At 66.9% G+C, this 16,433-nt stretch carries 16 protein-coding genes; 8 read left to right on the forward strand and 8 right to left on the reverse strand.

All coding sequences use genetic code 11. The features are described from left to right. The first annotated feature begins 233 nt into the window (after positions 1 to 233). From INTCA_RS01735 to INTCA_RS01760, 6 genes are all read left to right on the forward strand, one after another. Positions 234 to 1,259, forward strand: a complete 1,026-nt coding sequence (locus INTCA_RS01735) for an NAD(P)-dependent alcohol dehydrogenase (protein ID WP_013491210.1) — start codon at positions 234 to 236, stop codon at positions 1,257 to 1,259. A 26-nt stretch (positions 1,260 to 1,285) separates the two neighbouring features. Beyond that, the gene (locus INTCA_RS01740; protein WP_013491211.1) at positions 1,286 to 2,893 is read left to right on the forward strand and encodes an extracellular solute-binding protein; all 1,608 of its coding nucleotides are present in this window, start codon (positions 1,286 to 1,288) and stop codon (positions 2,891 to 2,893) included. A gap of 88 nt (positions 2,894 to 2,981) precedes the next feature. Then, positions 2,982 to 3,857: a carbohydrate ABC transporter permease gene (locus tag INTCA_RS01745; protein WP_013491212.1), complete on the forward strand. Its 876-nt coding sequence runs from the start codon at positions 2,982 to 2,984 to the stop codon at positions 3,855 to 3,857. A gap of 1 nt (position 3,858) precedes the next feature. Beyond that, on the forward strand, positions 3,859 to 4,701 hold the full coding sequence (locus INTCA_RS01750) for a carbohydrate ABC transporter permease (protein WP_013491213.1): 843 nt from the start codon (positions 3,859 to 3,861) through the stop codon (positions 4,699 to 4,701). Beyond that, a complete protein-coding gene (locus INTCA_RS01755; protein ID WP_013491214.1) occupies positions 4,698 to 5,777 on the forward strand; it encodes an ABC transporter ATP-binding protein in 1,080 nt (359 codons plus the stop codon). The genes INTCA_RS01750 and INTCA_RS01755 overlap by 4 nt, the downstream gene beginning before the upstream one ends. A 4-nt stretch (positions 5,778 to 5,781) precedes the next feature. Continuing rightward, positions 5,782 to 6,864 carry an ABC transporter ATP-binding protein gene (locus INTCA_RS01760; RefSeq protein WP_013491215.1) on the forward strand — a complete coding sequence of 361 codons (1,083 nt, stop codon included), beginning with the start codon at positions 5,782 to 5,784 and terminating at the stop codon, positions 6,862 to 6,864. 415 nt (positions 6,865 to 7,279) lie between these two features. Here INTCA_RS01760 and INTCA_RS01765 read toward each other — a convergent pair whose 3' ends face one another. From INTCA_RS01765 to INTCA_RS01780, 4 genes are all read right to left on the reverse strand, one after another. Next, positions 7,280 to 7,744: a site-specific integrase gene (locus INTCA_RS01765; protein ID WP_041308191.1), complete on the reverse strand. Its 465-nt coding sequence runs from the start codon at positions 7,742 to 7,744 to the stop codon at positions 7,280 to 7,282. Between the two features lie 374 nt (positions 7,745 to 8,118). Continuing rightward, positions 8,119 to 8,769 carry a class I SAM-dependent methyltransferase gene (locus tag INTCA_RS18480; RefSeq protein ID WP_052337944.1) on the reverse strand — a complete coding sequence of 217 codons (651 nt, stop codon included), beginning with the start codon at positions 8,767 to 8,769 and terminating at the stop codon, positions 8,119 to 8,121. Between the two features lie 53 nt (positions 8,770 to 8,822). Further along, complete coding sequence (locus tag INTCA_RS01775) at positions 8,823 to 10,433, reverse strand: hypothetical protein (protein WP_013491217.1); 1,611 nt, start codon at positions 10,431 to 10,433, stop codon at positions 8,823 to 8,825. Between the two features lie 258 nt (positions 10,434 to 10,691). After that, a complete protein-coding gene (locus INTCA_RS01780) occupies positions 10,692 to 12,086 on the reverse strand; it encodes an IS1182 family transposase (RefSeq protein ID WP_148236706.1) in 1,395 nt (464 codons plus the stop codon). Between the two features lie 224 nt (positions 12,087 to 12,310). Between INTCA_RS01780 and INTCA_RS01785 the strand changes: the two genes are divergently transcribed. Then, positions 12,311 to 13,921 (forward strand): hypothetical protein, encoded by a 1,611-nt coding sequence (locus tag INTCA_RS01785; RefSeq protein ID WP_013491217.1) that lies wholly within the window; start codon positions 12,311 to 12,313, stop codon positions 13,919 to 13,921. Between the two features lie 341 nt (positions 13,922 to 14,262). Here the strand turns inward: INTCA_RS01785 and INTCA_RS01790 are convergent, their stop codons facing one another. The 4 genes from INTCA_RS01790 to INTCA_RS01805 form a co-directional block, all read right to left on the reverse strand. Beyond that, a complete protein-coding gene (locus tag INTCA_RS01790) occupies positions 14,263 to 14,526 on the reverse strand; it encodes a type II toxin-antitoxin system RelE family toxin (RefSeq protein WP_013491220.1) in 264 nt (87 codons plus the stop codon). After that, positions 14,523 to 14,786, reverse strand: coding sequence for a type II toxin-antitoxin system Phd/YefM family antitoxin (locus INTCA_RS01795; protein WP_041307144.1), 264 nt, complete (start codon positions 14,784 to 14,786; stop codon positions 14,523 to 14,525). The genes INTCA_RS01790 and INTCA_RS01795 overlap by 4 nt, the downstream gene beginning before the upstream one ends. Positions 14,787 to 14,944: 158 nt before the next feature. Then, positions 14,945 to 15,334, reverse strand: a complete 390-nt coding sequence (locus tag INTCA_RS01800; protein WP_013491222.1) for a type II toxin-antitoxin system death-on-curing family toxin — start codon at positions 15,332 to 15,334, stop codon at positions 14,945 to 14,947. Next, on the reverse strand, positions 15,331 to 15,528 hold the full coding sequence (locus INTCA_RS01805; RefSeq protein ID WP_013491223.1) for a ribbon-helix-helix protein, CopG family: 198 nt from the start codon (positions 15,526 to 15,528) through the stop codon (positions 15,331 to 15,333). The genes INTCA_RS01800 and INTCA_RS01805 overlap by 4 nt, the downstream gene beginning before the upstream one ends. On the opposite strand from INTCA_RS01805, the gene INTCA_RS18910 reads away from it, so the two are divergent. Further along, positions 15,527 to 16,261 (forward strand): GntR family transcriptional regulator, encoded by a 735-nt coding sequence (locus INTCA_RS18910; RefSeq protein WP_013491224.1) that lies wholly within the window; start codon positions 15,527 to 15,529, stop codon positions 16,259 to 16,261. The two genes, INTCA_RS01805 and INTCA_RS18910, sit on opposite strands and share 2 nt — an antisense overlap. Positions 16,262 to 16,433 lie beyond the last annotated feature (172 nt).

The following is a 16,433-nucleotide window of genomic DNA, read 5'->3' on the forward strand; positions in this document are numbered from 1 at the left end:
TGCTCGCGCGCGACCTCCATGGCTGAATCGGCCATACGAGCTCCTTGTTCGCGCTGGCGGACGTCGTTATCCAGCCTGCGCTCGACATTGCACACCCCTGCGGTACGCCTGACCAGCCCCCCGTCTCAATATGAGACACCCGGCGACGCATTGTGAGACAACGCATCTGGCCAGATTCCGCTCTCCTAGACCCACGCGCACGGCGACCTGTCCGGCGGTGAGAGGAGATCGTGGTGAAGGCAGTCAGGCTCGTCGGGTACGAGCAGCAGCCCCAGTTGATGGACGTCCCGGACCCGACCCCGAGCAGCCCGCTCGATGTCGTGATACGCATCGGCGGTGCCGGCGTGTGCCGCACCGACCTGCACATCATCGAGGGCCAGTGGGAGGAGAAGTCGGGAGTCGCCCTCCCATACACGATCGGACACGAGAACGCCGGCTGGGTCGAGGCCGTCGGGTCGGCCGTCACGAACGTCAAGCCGGGGGACCCGGTGATCCTCCACCCACTGGCCACCTGCGGCCTCTGCCGCGCCTGCCGAGCCGGGGACGACGTGCATTGCGTCAACTCGTCCTTCCCCGGGATCGACAGCGACGGTGGGTATGCCGAGTACCTGCGCACCACAGCCCGCTCGGTCGTCCGGCTTGACGACTCCCTCGAGCCGGCGGACGTCGCGGCGCTCGCGGATGCCGGCCTCACGGCATACCACGCCGTGGCTAAGGCCGCGCGCGTCCTGCGGCCCGGTGACACGGCCGTTGCCATTGGTGCCGGCGGGCTTGGCCACATCGGCATCCAGGTCTTCAAGGCCCTCTCGCCGGCACGACTGGTCGTCGTCGACCGGTCGCCGGAGGCGCTCGAGCTCGCGAGCGAGCTCGGTGCCGACGTGACCCTGCGCGCCGACGGCACCCAGGTCGAAGCCATCCAGGAGCTCACCCAAGGCAATGGCGCCGAGGCCATCCTTGACTTCGTCGGGGAAGGGGGCGCTGTTGAGGACGGGGTCCAGATGCTGCGCCGCGCCGGAAACTACTACGTCATTGGCTACGGCGGCGAGATCCGCGTTCCCACCATCGACGTGATCTCCACCGAGATCAACTTCATCGGCAATCTCGTGGGGTCGTACAACGACCTCGTCGAGTTGATGGTCCTCGCAGCGGAGGACCGGGTTCGCCTGCACACCCAGCGCTACGCGCTGTCCGACTTCCAGAAGGCCTTGGACGACCTCGACGCGGGCCTGGTCCGCGGCCGGGCGATTCTCGTCCCGTGACGGCCTACGGACTCAAAGGAGCATCAATGAAGTCACGAAGGACCCAGGCGGCTCTGGGCATTGTCGTTGGGATCGCCGTCACGACCGCAGCGTGCACCGGCGGTGGCAGCCAGACGACGCAGAAGCCGGACAAGACGGCGATGTTCGGCTCTGGCTCGGACATCAGCTACGCCAAATACGGCTCGGACTACCCGAGCACGACCACCAAGGACGTGCCCGGCAAGTGCAGCTACGAGTCGATCAGCAAGCGTGACTACTCGGACGTGACCCTCAAGGTCATCGCCAACGCCGTGCCCGTCATGGGCGAACCCGCCCAGCTGCACGCCAAGCAGTTCCACGACATCACAGGCGCGAAGGTCGACGTCGTCAATGTCCCCTTCGGCGAGCTGTACCAGAAGATCCTCACGCCCCTGCAGGCCGGCCAAGCCGCGTACGACGTGATGTTCTACCCCTCACTATGGATCGGAGACATGGCGCCGTACCTCGCGCCTGTGCCGCAGGACTACCTGCAGACCTCGGGCATGAAGGACGTCAGCAAGGCGTTCATGGACGTGGCGACGTGGAACGGCACGGTCGTGCAGTACCCGGTGGACGGAGACCGCCACTACCTCAAGGTGAGGACCGACCTCCTCGAGGACCCGAAGAACCAGGCTGACTACAAGGCCGCAACCGGTCAGACGCTGGAGATCCCGAAGACGTGGGAGGAGTACCAGCGCGTCGCCACGTTCCTGACGGGAAGGGACTTCCCGGGTGGAAGGAAGGGGTACGGCAGCGCCGAGGTCACCAAGCGCGACGACCTGATGTTCTCGGCATTCATCAGCCGGGCCGCCGCCTATGCCAAGAACGCGGACGTCAAGGGCGGATTCTTCTTCGACGTGGAGACGATGAAGCCGCTCATCAACACACCCGGATTCGTCAAGGCGCTCGACATGTTCAAGGCAGCCAAGTCGACGTGGCCGCCGGGCGGCGCAAACTTCGGGCTCGGCGACGAGATCCTCTCATTCGGTGGCGGGCAGGCTGCGATGTCCTACTCGTGGGACGACGCCTTCATCCAGGCCCAGCAGGAGAACAGCAGCATCCGCAACAAGGTCGCTGCCGCACAGCTGCCCGGTTCTGCCGAGGTTTGGAACAGGAAGACGAACAGCTGGGACAAGCCCAGCACGCCGAACCAAGCTCCGTACTTCACCTGGGGCTGGACCTCGGCCGTGGCCAAGAGCAGCAAGAACCAGCAGGCGGCCTTCGACTTCCTCTGCTTCTTCAGCAACGAGGCCAACACCTCGCTCGACCTCACCATCGGCCGTTTCGGGGTGAATCCCTACCGCAACTCCCACTTCGACGCCGCGTTCTGGGAGAAGCAGGGCTGGAGCACGGCGACCGCTGAGACGTACGTCAAGACCTTCGCCGACATGGAGAAGAACACCAACCGGGTCTTCGACCTGCGCGTGCCCGGAGTCAACCAGTACATGTCCTCACTCGCGGCAGGTGTCGCGTCCGCACTTGCCGGACAAAAGAGCTCGCAGCAGGCCCTGGACGACGTCGCAAAGGAGTGGACCGACATCACCACGCAGGTGGGCAAGGACAAGGTCCAGGCGGCCTACCGCAACGTGGTGAAGCTCGAGGACAACGTGGGCTAACCAAACCCGGTGGGCGGCGCTCGACGCGCCGCCCACCGGCCGCCAGCCCGTTCACACCACTGCCCTTCTACACAGCGAAGGAGGACCGATGACGTCCGTTCGGCGGTACAAGGCCGTCTTCCTGCTGCCCGGCCTGCTCACCCTCTTCTTCATCATCATCTTCCCCCTCCTGTTCACGATCCGCGTCAGCTTCTCCAGCTGGAACGTCAGTAGCCCAGAGCTCGACTTCATCGGCGGAGCCAACTTCGCCCGGATGCTGCAGGACGAGCGGTTCCGGGCATCGATCCTTCACCTGTTCGTCCTGGCGGGTGGAAGCGTGGCCCTGCAGTACCTTCTCGGCTTCGCTCTGGCTCTCGCCGTGTGGCGCGACGTCAGGGGCCGCCGCTTCCTGCGGGTGCTGTTCCTAGTGCCGATGATGACGACTCCGGTCGTCATGGCGGCCATCTGGCAGATGATCTTCCACGAGTCCCTCGGCCCGGTGAACGACGTCTTGACCCGCGTCGGCCTCGACCCGGTGGGGTGGCTGACCTCGAGCACCCCGTCCTACGTCTCGCTCATGACGGTCGAGGTGTGGCAGTGGACCCCGTTCATGTTCCTGTTGCTCCTGGCCGGCCTGCTCAGCCTGCCCCATGAGCCCTTCATGGCGGCGGCGATCGACGGCGCGGGCCCGGTGCGGACGTTCTTCAAGGTGACCCTGCCACTCATGGCGCCCGTATCGGTCACCGCCCTGATCATCCGACTCATCGAGGCGTCGAAGATGTCCGACTCCATCTACGTCCTCACCTCGGGCGGCCCCGGCTCGGCCACCGAGACACCTGGCTACTACCTCTACATCCGGGGCCTCAAGGAGCAACAGACCGGCTACTCGGGAGCCCTGTCCATCACGTACCTGGTGCTGATGATCGTCACGCTGACCATCGTCTCCGCCCTGCTCGTGCGAGCCTTCCGGACGAAAGTGGACTGACATGCCCCGGCTCTACCCCATCTTCAAGTACGCGTTCATCACCGTCTGGGCCTGCTTCGTGGCCGGGCCGTTCCTCTGGGCACTGACGACGAGTTTCAAGGACGACAATGGCGTCCAGCACGGAGCCACCTACCTGCCGTGGGTGCAGTACCGGCCGACCACCCTCGCCTGGCGCAACATCTTCGGCGGAGCCGGTGGCGTCGATGTCATCAAGCCCTTCCTGAACAGCCTGATCGTGACGGTCAGTGCATCCGTGGTCGCCCTCATCCTCGGTTCGCTCGCGGCCTATGGTCTGTCGCGCTATACGTACCGGTTCGGCCCGATGAAGAACCCGGACATCGTGTTCTTCTTCGTCTCCCAGCGCATCATGCCCCCGATCGTGCTCGTCATCCCATTCTTCTTCCTCCTGCAGTTCGGAGGTCTGCTCGACTCCATCCCCGGTCTCGTCATCGTCACCGTGTCACTGCTCCTGCCGATCTCGGTGTGGGTGATGGTCGACTTCTTCGACAACATCCCCAAGGAGATCGACGAGATGGCGATGCTCGAGGGCTGCACGCCACTCGGAGCGTTCACGCGAGCCATCCTCCCCAACTCCCTACCAGGACTGACCGTGGCGGCCATGTTCTGCGCCGTCTTCGGGTGGAACGACTTCTTCTTCGCCTTCCGCCTCACATTCACCGAGGTGCAGACGCTGCCCCAGGCGGTCGTGGCCCTCAACTCCTCCATCCCGCCCTGGTGGACCCTTTCGGCCGCTTCGCTCTTCGGCGTGGCGCCGCTGGTCCTGCTCGCGATCATGGTCGAGCGCTACCTCTCCAAGGGGAACCTGTCGGGGGCGGTCCGATGAGCCTGACGCTGACCGGGGTGTCGCTCGCCGTCGACGGGGCCGCCCACTTGGACTCGATCGACCTCGACTTCCAGGCGGGACGGATCTACACGATCATCGGTCGCACTCTCGCGGGCAAGACCACGCTGCTCCGAGCGCTGGCCGGGCTCAGTCCGGTAGACACCGGCCGCATCGAGCTCGACGGCGCGGACATGCAGGACGTGCCCCCGTGGAAGCGGGACACCGCGATGGTCTACCAGCAGTTCATCAACTACCCGCACCTCTCGGTCATGGACAACGTCTGCTTCCCCCTCAAACGGGCGGGCCTCGATGCTGCCGAGGTGCGCCAGCGCGCCGAGGAGAACCTCGAGAAGGTGGGTCTGACGCCATTCGCCCACCGCAGGCCGCGCCAGCTGTCCGGCGGTCAGCAGCAGCGAGTGGCACTCGCCAGGGCCCTGGCGAGACGGTCCCGGATCCTGCTGCTCGACGAACCGCTCGTCAACCTCGACTACAAGCTCAGGGAGCAACTGCGCGAGGACCTCCGCGGGCTGTTCTCGGGGGTCGGTGACGCCATCGTGGTCTACACCACCACGGAGCCCACCGAGGCACTGATGCTCGGCGATGAGGTCGTCGTCATGCATGAGGGCCGTGTCCTGCAGGTCGCGGCTCCGGCCGAGGTGTTCGAGCGGCCTCTCAACACCGACGTGGCCCGGATCATCAACGACCCGCCGATGAACCTCTTCGACGGGGTCGTGGCCGGGGACTGGATCTCGTTCGGGGGGCTCGCGGAGATCCACTGCCCCGCGCACCTTGCGGGTCTGCCCGACGGGCCGTACCGATTCGGGCTGCGAGCGACAGACATCCGTCCTTCGAGCCGCAGCCCGGTCTCAGGCGAGGTGACGTTCGTCGAGATCTCCGGTTCGGAGACGTTCGTGCACCTCAGTGTCGGCGATGCCGCCCTGGTGATGAGGGCCGAGGGGATCCATGATCTCGCGATCGGGGACCCGGAGCGGGTCGAGCTGCGCGCAGAGCGACTGTTCGTCTTCGGCCCCGACGGACGCCTGCGCGTCGCTCCTGAGACCAACGAGAGGTTCTGATGACATGGCACGGATCGACCTGACCGATGTCGGCCACGCATACTCGCGCGGCGACGGCTCCGAGGACTGGGCGTTGAAGCCCCTCAGCCTCTCGTTCGACTCCGGCAAGACGTACGCCCTAGTGGGCCCGTCAGGCTGCGGCAAGACGACGATGCTCAACATCATCTCCGGTCTGATTCGGCCGAGCCAGGGACGGGTCAGCTTCGACGGTGTCGACGTCACTGCGCGGCCGACGAGGCACCGGAACATCGCACAGGTGTTCCAGTTCCCCGTCATCTACAGATCCATGTCTGTGAGGGACAACCTCGCCTTTCCCCTCGAGTGCCGCGGCTGGGAGCAGCCGAGGATCGACACGCGCGTGGGGTCTGTCGCGGAGGCCCTGGGCCTCTCGCACCGGCTGGACCGGGCCGCCCGCCACCTGAGCGCGGACGAGAAGCAGTTGATCTCACTGGGCCGCGGACTCGTGCGCGACGACGTCGCGGCCGTCCTGATGGATGAGCCGCTCACGGTGATCGACCCCCAGCTGAAGTTCTCCCTGCGACGCAAGATCCGTGAGCTCAGCGAGCAGTTCCAGCCGACGGTCATCTACGTCACCCACGACCAGTACGAGGCCATGAGCTTCGCCCAGGAGGTCCTGGTCATGCGTCATGGCCGGATCATGCAGCAAGGAACACCGGAGCAGCTGTTCGAGAGCCCTCGGTCCACGTACGTGGGGTATTTCGTCGGATCGCCCGCGATGAACTACCTTGATGCCGCGTGGGACGGTTCGGCCGCCACGGTGGCCGGAGTCCCGGTCACGCCGGCTTGGGCTCCTCCGGTCCGTGCCGGCGCGCGGTTCCAGCTCGGCATCCGCCCCGAGTACGTGCGGTTGGTGCAGCGCTCCGGCCCCAACACGCTGCCGGCCACCTTGCACTCCGTTCGCGACCATGGTCCGACCCGGGTGTGTCATGTCGATATCGGCGGACAGTCCGCGACGGTCAAGGTGCCGCGCGAACATCCCATACCGTCGGAGCCGCTCCTCTACCTGGAGATGCCACGAGCCAAGGTGCTGCCCTACGTGGAGGGAGAGCTCGCGGTGGTGGACTAGTACACGGCCCGGCGAGGGCAGAAGAACCACGGCGCGCCCGAGCCTCGTGTCAGGCCTGCTCGCGAGTGGTCTGTGGGCCCAATGATGGACCCAGAGATGGCGGGTCATGTCGGTTGCGTAACGATGAGTCTGGACCCTACTCGTTATGCCTGCAAGGCCTTGACCTGCACAAACGCCGTCCGCCGGTGGGGTACGAGTCGTGCCGTGTCGGCGCCGTTCGGGGTGATCGAACTCCTACGGATGAGAAGGTTAGGGGTTCAAATCCCTTCGGGTGCGCTCTGTGTTGAGACAGAGAACAAGGCCCTGACCAGCGGAAACGCCGGTCGGGGCCTTGTGCTTTGTGCCCTGGGGCCCAGGACGAGGGGGGCCATTGACAGCAACGCTGACAGCAACCGGGCCGCACGAGCACGCCAGATCACGGTCCGAACACCCCGTCGAGGGCGTCCGCGGCCGAGCGCAGCGACGACGGCATGACGTGCCCGTAGAGGTCAGTCGTCATGCTCAGCTGCGTGTGGCCCAGCAGCTCCATCACGACCCGGGGCAAGACTCCTTGGGCGAGCAGCAGGGACGCGCACGTGTGCCTCAGGTCGTGGAAGCGGATGCGCCGGACGCCGGCGCGCTCGATGGACTGATCGAGGAGCCGGTTGAGGTTGCGGGGCTCGATGACCGTCCCGCGTCTGGTGGCGAAGACGATGCCGCGGTCCTGCCAGCGTGACCCTGCCTCCTCGCGCGCCGCCGCTTGTGCTGTGCGGTGGGCCTTGAGTGTCGCGACGAGCACGCGGGGGATTGGCAGCGTGAGACGGCTCCGAGCCGTCTTGGGCGAGCCGGTGACGAGGCCGAGGCGCTTGCCCAGCCGCTGGACCGTGCCTCGGACTTTCATGGCCGAGCTCTTCCCCACCCGGGTCCGCTTCACCGGTGCCTCTCTCACCTTCCAGTTGGTCTCCGTGCTCGGCGCCGGGTTCGCCCCATCAATCGCCGCGGGACTGGTCCTCGCCGACCAAGGGGGGCGTCGGGCTCCTCGGAGTCGTCTGGGTCGGGACTCTGATCTCCTCTCTGGCCCTCGTCCTCTCCACGAAGGACGCCCGCCACCGCAGCCTCACCGACATCAACTAGGGGCCGGGCGGCGGCTGGCCGCCGCGGACCATCAGCAACGGGCGTGACGCCTAACGAGCTTGGGCTGGAAAAGGACGGCGAGCGCCTCCCGCAAAGCAGCCACTCCGGCGTGCGAGCCGCCTTGAGATTGGAGAGGTCGGCTCAGCCAGTCCCGCGGCGGGTCAGGACGTACACGGCCATGTTGCCGCCGCCCACAAACTTCGTGTGTTGAAGTTCCATGCCGAGCAACTCGGCCAACCGGGGCACCCCACCTGCGGCGAGGAACGTCCGCGAACGTTGCAGGTGCCGCGCAGTCAGCTCGGCCAACACGGAGAACCCTCGCAGTCCCCAGCCCTTGAGTCCACGAAGCGGCCCGGGGGAGAAGTCGATCACGACCAACCGTCCCGAGTCGGTGAGCACGCGTGCCATTTCCTTCCCAACGGCCTCACACTCCAGCGGTCTCAGCTCGTGCAGCACCAGCGTGGCCGTGACGACGTCGAACATCGCGTCCTCGAAAGGAATCCGCTGGGCGTCAGCGAGCCGAAGGTCAGCCGCGGAGCCGAGCCTCTCGCGGGCCCGCGCCAGCATCGCGGGCGAGGTGTCGATCCCCGAAACGTCGCAGCCTGCGGCGAGGTACCGCTCCAGCTGGGTCCCCGTCCCGCAGCCGACGTCGAGCACCCGTGAGCCCCCACCCACCCCGCTCACTCGAACCGCGATTTCGCGCAGCGGCGCGTTGAGCGGCTCGAGGGCCGCGTCCTGCAACCGGGCCAGGCGGCCGTAGGCATCCTTCTTCATGACAGGCCCCTCATCCATGTCTCGAGGCTAGCGATCCTTGGGGCCGCAAACTCTGACGCCAGTCTTGAGTTCTACGCGGCGGTTCCGAGCCGCGCGGTGTCGATGTAGCCGCGGACGTGTCGGTCGATGGTTCGCAGGGCTTGGCGCAGTTCGAGCGGGGCGGGTCGGGTGTTGGCGGCGATCAGCGGGCGCAGGAGCCGGTCGTGGACCTTGGTGTAGAAGATCGCCACGCGTTGCCCGTCGGGGGTCAGGTCGTAGGTGTTGGCTCCGGGTCGGCGTCCGATGAGGCCGTTTGAGCGGAGTCGGGCGAGGTCGTAGCTCATCTGGTTGACGGTGTAGGGAACGCCGAGCAGATGGCTCACCTGGGCGCGCAGGCTCCGGTTGGTGAATCCGAGGGCGTTCAATCCGACACACAGGGCGCCGAGCAGGGCCATGACCCGAGGATCTCCGAACCGTAGCGCGGGCGACCTCCGGCCATCCTCGGTGAGGGTGGACTGTGCGACCCGCTCAAAGGCTGGGCTCGCAAGGACACAGCCCTGCCCGACACGTTCAGTATCGAGCAGGCGAGCGTTGACGTCACGGGCCTTGGACTGCAGCTCGTGAAGATGGATCAGGCGGCGGTGGCACTGCAGGTCGTCGGGGCAATTGATGACAGTCTCGATCCGCAGCGCGCGACCGTCTTTGAGGTACTGCTTGAGCCGGGAGTGCTTGAAGAACGCGTTGACGGTCACGTCTGTGTCGCGGGTGACGACTTTGGTCTTGGGCTGGCAGCCGATCTTGAACGGGCGACCGCGCTTGGGTGGGCCGGTGAAGATCAGCTCCACCGACTCGGGCCGGCCGATGTCGAGGTTGTCCACGACGAGGGCCTCGAAGAAGGCGCGGGCCTGGCGGGGGGCGTCGAACACGATGGTGCGGGAGACCTCGACCTGGCGCATCGACAGCTCCCACCAGTACCCGGCGCTTCGGTCGTGGTCGGTCAGCGGCAGCGGCAGCACGCTCATCCAGCGGTCGAAGAAGGCCCCGATGACCTCCGGTCCGAGCCGGTCACAGATCGCCTGCAACGCGGCGGGGTCATCGCAGGTAGCGAACCCGTTGGACAGCTCGGTGAACCCGATCCCCGCGAGGGTGGCTTGCCGTTTGGCCCACTCGTGCCCATTGAGCCAGACCTTGACCGGGTACGGGAAGTACGCGCAGACCTTGATGAAACCCGGCCCGAAATCGGCGTCCCACAGGTAGAAGTAGAAGCAGGTGACACGCCGGTCGGCCTTGTGGAACGAGAACCAGGGCATCCCATTGCGTCCCTGCCGCTCACTCGAGGCGTACACATTCTGGTACTCCTGCGCGACCCCGATCGCGGCCACCCCCGACGCGCCCGTCTTGGCCTGCGCGTTCAGGTAGCGGCGCATCACCTCGACCTTCCGAACCCCCTTGGCGAACTTGACCACCGGGACACCCCGCGTGTCAGCGAACTTCCTGACCGAGCGGCGAAACGCGGTGCCGATCTTCTCCATGATCGCCGGCGACGGGAGCGGCAGTCCCAAATGCGTGGTCATGAACGAGACCACCTGACCGGGCACCTGCAGGTTCGGCACGTAGCCGTTAAGGTAGATCCGGTCCAAGCACTGCACATCCAGTGCCACGTGCCCATCGAGCAGATCATTGACCGTCACCGTCGCGCCCATCACCCCAGCGTGATCCCGCCCGACACGACAAACCAGCCCCGCACCTCGGCGGTCAGAGGCGAAGCCTCGTTAGGAGCGTGGGTCAGTAACACGCCAGTGGGGTCCGCGGCGGGCAGTGTGAGGCGCTCGGGCTCGGTGCCCGTCGTGCTGTGGAGATTCATGAATGTGGGTCGGGTTCCGGCGCGGTGAAGGACTGGAATGGCATCAGGCGCCGAATCAGGTTCCGTGACAGGCGATTCGCCAGCCGTGGCGGGCCAGTCAGGTGGTCGCGAGCCCGGCCAGGCCGCCGGTCCCGACGTGCCGGTGGAGTTTGCGCAGGTTGTGGCATGCCGCGAGCAGCAGCCACTCACCCCGGGCGCCGTCCAGCCCGCGTAACAGCAGCTGCTTCCCGTTCTGCAGGGTGGCCATCTGACCGAACACCGGTTCCACGATGACCTTGCGCCGCGCGTACGCGGCCCGCCCCTTCTTCGTGGTCAGCTTCCGGGCCATCCGTTCCCGCGGGCTGGCCGCGGTCGGGATCCGCCCGCGGGGTGAGGTCGGGATCGGCGCGTCGTGCTTGCTGCGGCCGGTCGCGATGAAGAACTCGGTCCCGGTCGCCGCGGTCACCGCGGCAGCCTGCGCCAGGTTGTCGGCCGAGCAGTAGCCGGCGTCGGCGACCATCTCCCGCGGCGCGGCTCCGGTGTTGGCGGTGACCTGCTCGGTCATCGGGATCAGGTTGGCCACGTCCGCGGCGCAGTCGCTCACCTCGGCCGCGACGATCACCTGGTGCGTGTCATCGACGACGGCTTGGGCGTTGAAGCACTGGTGGAACGACCCGTCCGCGGTCTTCATGATCCGCGACTCGGGGTCGGTGAAGTTCCGCTGCGCCTTCGGTTTCGGGACCGCCGCCGCGACCGCGTCGGCCACCCGCTGCGCGCTCGACTCCGCGCCCTCGCCCCGGGCGGCGGCCTTCTCCCGCGCCGCGGCCTCGGCCCGCTCCCGCGCCTCGGCCTCCAAGGCCGCCTTGGCTTCCCGGATCCTGGCCAGCCGCGACTCGCGGCGGCGCAGCTCCTCAGGGAGCTCGTCCCCGCGGCGGTCCTTGCCGAACTTCGCGTCCTCCGCCTGGTCGGTCTCCTCGGCCTGCGCGAGCAGGTCGGACACCTCCTGGGCGAGGATCTTCTCCTTCTCACTCATCCGGGCGTAGCTCATCGCCTTGCGGCGTGAGGCGTTCGCGCGCAGCTTCGTCCCGTCGAGGGCGACCCGGCCCAGCTTGACCATGCCGGCGGCCTGGCACAACGCCAACGCCTGCACGAACAGGTGCCCCAACGCGGCCAGGTGCCGCTTGCGGAACCGGCCGATCGAGCGGAAGTCCGGGCCCGCCCCGGCGGCCAGCCACCGGAACGCGACGACGTCCACACAGGCCGCCTCCAACTGGCGGGAGGACCGCACCCCGGTGGTGTAGCCGTACAACAAGATCCGCACCATCAGGCGCGGGTCGTACGGCGGGCCACCCTTGGCCTTCGTGTACGACGCGTGGATCCTCGACAGGTCCAGATGCTCATCGACGAGATCGGCGATGAACCGGGCCAGATGATCGGCCGGGAGCCACTCATCCAACGACGGCGGCAGCAACAGGTCTTGGTCCGGTGCGAACGCCCGGAACGTCTTCCTCACCCCGGCCACCGAACCGGTCGGCGCCGGCGCCGTCACCTGCTCGCTCAGCTCGAACAAGGCCTGCGCGTCGTCATCATCGGGCACACCGAATTCTCTCCAGAACCAGCGCCGCGACCCAGTACCCCGGCTGGCGTGTTACTGACCCACGCTCCTAACGAGGCTTCGCCTCTGACCGCCGAGGTGCGGGGCTGGTTTGTCGTGTCGGGCGGGATCACGCTGGGGTGATGGGCGCGACGGTGACGGTCAATGATCTGCTCGATGGGCACGTGGCACTGGATGTGCAGTGCTTGGACCGGATCTACCTTAACGGCTACGTGCCGAACCTGCAGGTGCCCGGTCAGGTGGTCTCGTTCATGACCACGCATTTGGGACTGCCGCTCCCGTCGCCGGCGATCATGGAGAAGATCGGCACCGCGTTTCGCCGCTCGGTCAGGAAGTTCGCTGACACGCGGGGTGTCCCGGTGGTCAAGTTCGCCAAGGGGGTTCGGAAGGTCGAGGTGATGCGCCGCTACCTGAACGCGCAGGCCAAGACGGGCGCGTCGGGGGTGGCCGCGATCGGGGTCGCGCAGGAGTACCAGAATGTGTACGCCTCGAGTGAGCGGCAGGGACGCAATGGGATGCCCTGGTTCTCGTTCCACAAGGCCGACCGGCGTGTCACCTGCTTCTACTTCTACCTGTGGGACGCCGATTTCGGGCCGGGTTTCATCAAGGTCTGCGCGTACTTCCCGTACCCGGTCAAGGTCTGGCTCAATGGGCACGAGTGGGCCAAACGGCAAGCCACCCTCGCGGGGATCGGGTTCACCGAGCTGTCCAACGGGTTCGCTACCTGCGATGACCCCGCCGCGTTGCAGGCGATCTGTGACCGGCTCGGACCGGAGGTCATCGGGGCCTTCTTCGACCGCTGGATGAGCGTGCTGCCGCTGCCGCTGACCGACCACGACCGAAGCGCCGGGTACTGGTGGGAGCTGTCGATGCGCCAGGTCGAGGTCTCCCGCACCATCGTGTTCGACGCCCCCCGCCAGGCCCGCGCCTTCTTCGAGGCCCTCGTCGTGGACAACCTCGACATCGGCCGGCCCGAGTCGGTGGAGCTGATCTTCACCGGCCCACCCAAGCGCGGTCGCCCGTTCAAGATCGGCTGCCAGCCCAAGACCAAAGTCGTCACCCGCGACACAGACGTGACCGTCAACGCGTTCTTCAAGCACTCCCGGCTCAAGCAGTACCTCAAAGACGGTCGCGCGCTGCGGATCGAGACTGTCATCAATTGCCCCGACGACCTGCAGTGCCACCGCCGCCTGATCCATCTTCACGAGCTGCAGTCCAAGGCCCGTGACGTCAACGCTCGCCTGCTCGATACTGAACGTGTCGGGCAGGGCTGTGTCCTTGCGAGCCCAGCCTTTGAGCGGGTCGCACAGTCCACCCTCACCGAGGATGGCCGGAGGTCGCCCGCGCTACGGTTCGGAGATCCTCGGGTCATGGCCCTGCTCGGCGCCCTGTGTGTCGGATTGAACGCCCTCGGATTCACCAACCGGAGCCTGCGCGCCCAGGTGAGCCATCTGCTCGGCGTTCCCTACACCGTCAACCAGATGAGCTACGACCTCGCCCGACTCCGCTCAAACGGCCTCATCGGACGCCGACCCGGAGCCAACACCTACGACCTGACCCCCGACGGGCAACGCGTGGCGATCTTCTACACCAAGGTCCACGACCGGCTCCTGCGCCCGCTGATCGCCGCCAACACCCGACCCGCCCCGCTCGAACTGCGCCAAGCCCTGCGAACCATCGACCGACACGTCCGCGGCTACATCGACACCGCGCGGCTCGGAACCGCCGCGTAGAACTCAAGACTGGCGTCAGAGTTTGCGGCCCCAAGGATCGCTAGGAAGACCGCGGGGCGGATCGGTAGGGGCGTAGGTCCCCCGGGCGTCACCCACCCCCACGCCATCCGGCGAGGGTCTCGGCACGGACCCCGAGCCGCGCTGCCACCTTCCCCACTCTGGGCTGCTAGAGGACTTTCCCGCTTTGGTCTACCTGCTGTGCAGGAACAGCCGGACTCGTCAGGCAGCATGTGGCGCGTCGAGACGTTGGACGCCGTCTGTGTTGTTGACCAGCTCGCCAGCGCAATCCGCGTAGCCCGGACCGGCGGTGTGACACAGCTGGTTACACCCCGCCAGATCTGTCAGCGGCGGCTGTAGATGTCTCGCCGGTGCCCGATCGCCACGACGAACAGGAGGAGGACTTGGTCGTGGATCTCGTAGATGATCCGGTGGTCACCGGTGCGGACCCGCCATTCGCCTTCACCGCCTGTCAGCTTCTTGGCCGCCGAGGGTCGCGGCTGCTCGGCCAGCAACTCGATCGCCGCCTGCACCCGGCGTCTGGCGGCTGGGTCGAGCTTGCGCAACTGCCGCAGCGCGGCGGGCGCGACGTCGATTCGGTAGGTCATGCCAGGCCGAGGTCGGCTTTGACCTGCTCCCACGGGATCGCTGCTTCCCCGTCAGCGATCTCCGCGCGCGCCGCTCGTGCGGCCTCAATGTCGGCCAGGTCCTCGGCTGCGGCGATCAGCCGGTCCAGGTCGTCGGCATCGATCACGGCGGCGACCCGCTGCCCGCGCCGAGTCAGGTAGACCGGGTCGTGCTGGACGCGAGCAGCGTCCACCACATCGGCCAGCCGGGCTCGGGCATCGCTGACGGTCATCTCACTCATTTGTCCATGTTAGCGCTGAAACCGCGCTTTTGTACAACACAGCGCCGCCTGGCGCATGTCCTGCCTTCGGGGCGGTCAGACTGCGGCGACGTACGCGGTCACTTCCAGGCCATGGATGGGTCCGGCCCAGAGGACATCAGCCTGGTCGACTGGCGGCTCTATGACGTAGCTTCCATGTGCGCTCCCAGCCAGCTAGCGATCTGGGGCACGTCGAGCTGCCCTGCTGCGGCGTCGACCATCAGGCCCTCGGCGTCGTCGACGTCGTACGTCAGGTCCCGCCCGTTGAGTAGGCAGAAGACACGAGTCGCGGACCATGCCAAGCGCTTGTTCCCGTCGACCAGGGCGTGGTTGCGCACCAAGGAGTGCAGCAGCGCTGCGGCCTTGTCTTCGAAAGTGGGGTATGCGTCGTCGCCGAAGACGGTCACCCGCGGGCGTGCGGCGGCTGCGGCCAGCAGGCCCACGTCTCGGACCACCACCTCGTCCATCACGCCGGTGGCGATCTCCAATAGATCCTCGAGCGAGAGGTAGTCGAGGTCCTCATTGCTCACTGGCTCAGTCGCTCGAGCAGATCGTGATCCTCGGTGCGCACGCGCTGGATCGCGGCAGCCAAGCGCTGCGGACGGTCCGAGACGTATTGAGCGATCGCGCTGCGCGCCACCTCCTGCATCGAGCGACCCTCTTGCTCCGCCTTTGCGCGCAGGGCTTCCGATTCGGCATCGGTCAGCCGCAGGTTCATCGCCATGCCCACATGGTACCACCGCGGTACCATTTCGGCCGAGCGGCCGACAGGCCGCGCCCTAGGGGCCCCACAGTGGGCGGAACGACGCTCCCTCAGCGGAAACCAAGCTCGTTATGAGCGGCTCGGCAAGACCGACGTTGACCCGTACCTGGGCGGCGAGGCGTCGATCACGACGGAGGTCCTTGAGTATGCAGTTCTGGAGGCCCCCGACTCCGTACCTGTACTTGCAGGAAGGTCGGCTCTCCGGGTTCTTCGCCGCAGAGCCACCAACGGTGAGCCCTATGCGGTGATCCGCACCTGGATGCCCGCGGAGTTCGCTGCCGCGATCCCATCCACGAGCCTGGAGAACGCATCGGTCCACGAGCGTTTCGCCACGGCGCTGCAGCGCCCGGTGACCGGCGGCCGGCGGCAGGTGCGAGCGGTAGCCGCAACGCCCCAGGTCGCACGACAGCTCGGCATCGCGGAGGGCGACCCGCTGCTTCTCCTCGAGGGCCAGAGCGTGGACCGTGAGGGCCGTCTCCTCGAGGTCTTCCAGACCTGGCACCGTGCCGACCTCGTCACCTTCGACGTGGCGGCCACCCCCGGCCCACGACCTGCCGTCACCGAGCCGCATCCCGCCGAAGCGTCGGTGGGGCTCGATCAGCGGGTCGACGCGATCGCCGCTGCCATCAAGTCTGTCCAGCAGAGCCTCGAGGCGATCCGTGCGTCCTTGGATGAGGTGCGCCGCGACCTGTAGATGCCACCCAGGGTCGGCGTGAGAACCCCGCAACCCGGTCCGCGCGGGGGCACCTGCTCAGCCCAGCGGCATACGACCAATCGAGCCGTATGCCGCTGGGCTGGCGAGCGCGCGATGGCGCTGGCACGCTGGAGCTGGGTCGCGAACTGGAACCATCACCAGCTTTCCGAAG

This window comes from Intrasporangium calvum DSM 43043 (genome assembly GCF_000184685.1).
Lineage (GTDB): Bacteria > Actinomycetota > Actinomycetes > Actinomycetales > Dermatophilaceae > Intrasporangium > Intrasporangium calvum.

Bases quoted from the DNA above. Each gene is read 5' to 3' on its own strand.
- INTCA_RS18480 (WP_052337944.1), bottom strand. From the start codon at position 8,769: ATGGATGAGGGGCCTGTCATGAAGAAGGATGCCTACGGCCGCCTGGCC.
- INTCA_RS01760 (WP_013491215.1), top strand. From the start codon at position 5,782: ATGGCACGGATCGACCTGACCGATGTCGGCCACGCATACTCGCGCGGC.
- INTCA_RS01745 (WP_013491212.1), top strand. From the start codon at position 2,982: ATGACGTCCGTTCGGCGGTACAAGGCCGTCTTCCTGCTGCCCGGCCTG.
- INTCA_RS01790 (WP_013491220.1), bottom strand. From the start codon at position 14,526: ATGACCTACCGAATCGACGTCGCGCCCGCCGCGCTGCGGCAGTTGCGC.
- INTCA_RS01795 (WP_041307144.1), bottom strand. From the start codon at position 14,786: ATGAGTGAGATGACCGTCAGCGATGCCCGAGCCCGGCTGGCCGATGTG.
- INTCA_RS18910 (WP_013491224.1), top strand. From the start codon at position 15,527: ATGCCCACATGGTACCACCGCGGTACCATTTCGGCCGAGCGGCCGACA.
- INTCA_RS01750 (WP_013491213.1), top strand. From the start codon at position 3,859: ATGCCCCGGCTCTACCCCATCTTCAAGTACGCGTTCATCACCGTCTGG.
- INTCA_RS01775 (WP_013491217.1), bottom strand. From the start codon at position 10,433: ATGGGCGCGACGGTGACGGTCAATGATCTGCTCGATGGGCACGTGGCA.
- INTCA_RS01785 (WP_013491217.1), top strand. From the start codon at position 12,311: ATGGGCGCGACGGTGACGGTCAATGATCTGCTCGATGGGCACGTGGCA.
- INTCA_RS01755 (WP_013491214.1), top strand. From the start codon at position 4,698: ATGAGCCTGACGCTGACCGGGGTGTCGCTCGCCGTCGACGGGGCCGCC.
- INTCA_RS01740 (WP_013491211.1), top strand. From the start codon at position 1,286: ATGAAGTCACGAAGGACCCAGGCGGCTCTGGGCATTGTCGTTGGGATC.
- INTCA_RS01765 (WP_041308191.1), bottom strand. From the start codon at position 7,744: ATGAAAGTCCGAGGCACGGTCCAGCGGCTGGGCAAGCGCCTCGGCCTC.
- INTCA_RS01805 (WP_013491223.1), bottom strand. From the start codon at position 15,528: ATGGCGATGAACCTGCGGCTGACCGATGCCGAATCGGAAGCCCTGCGC.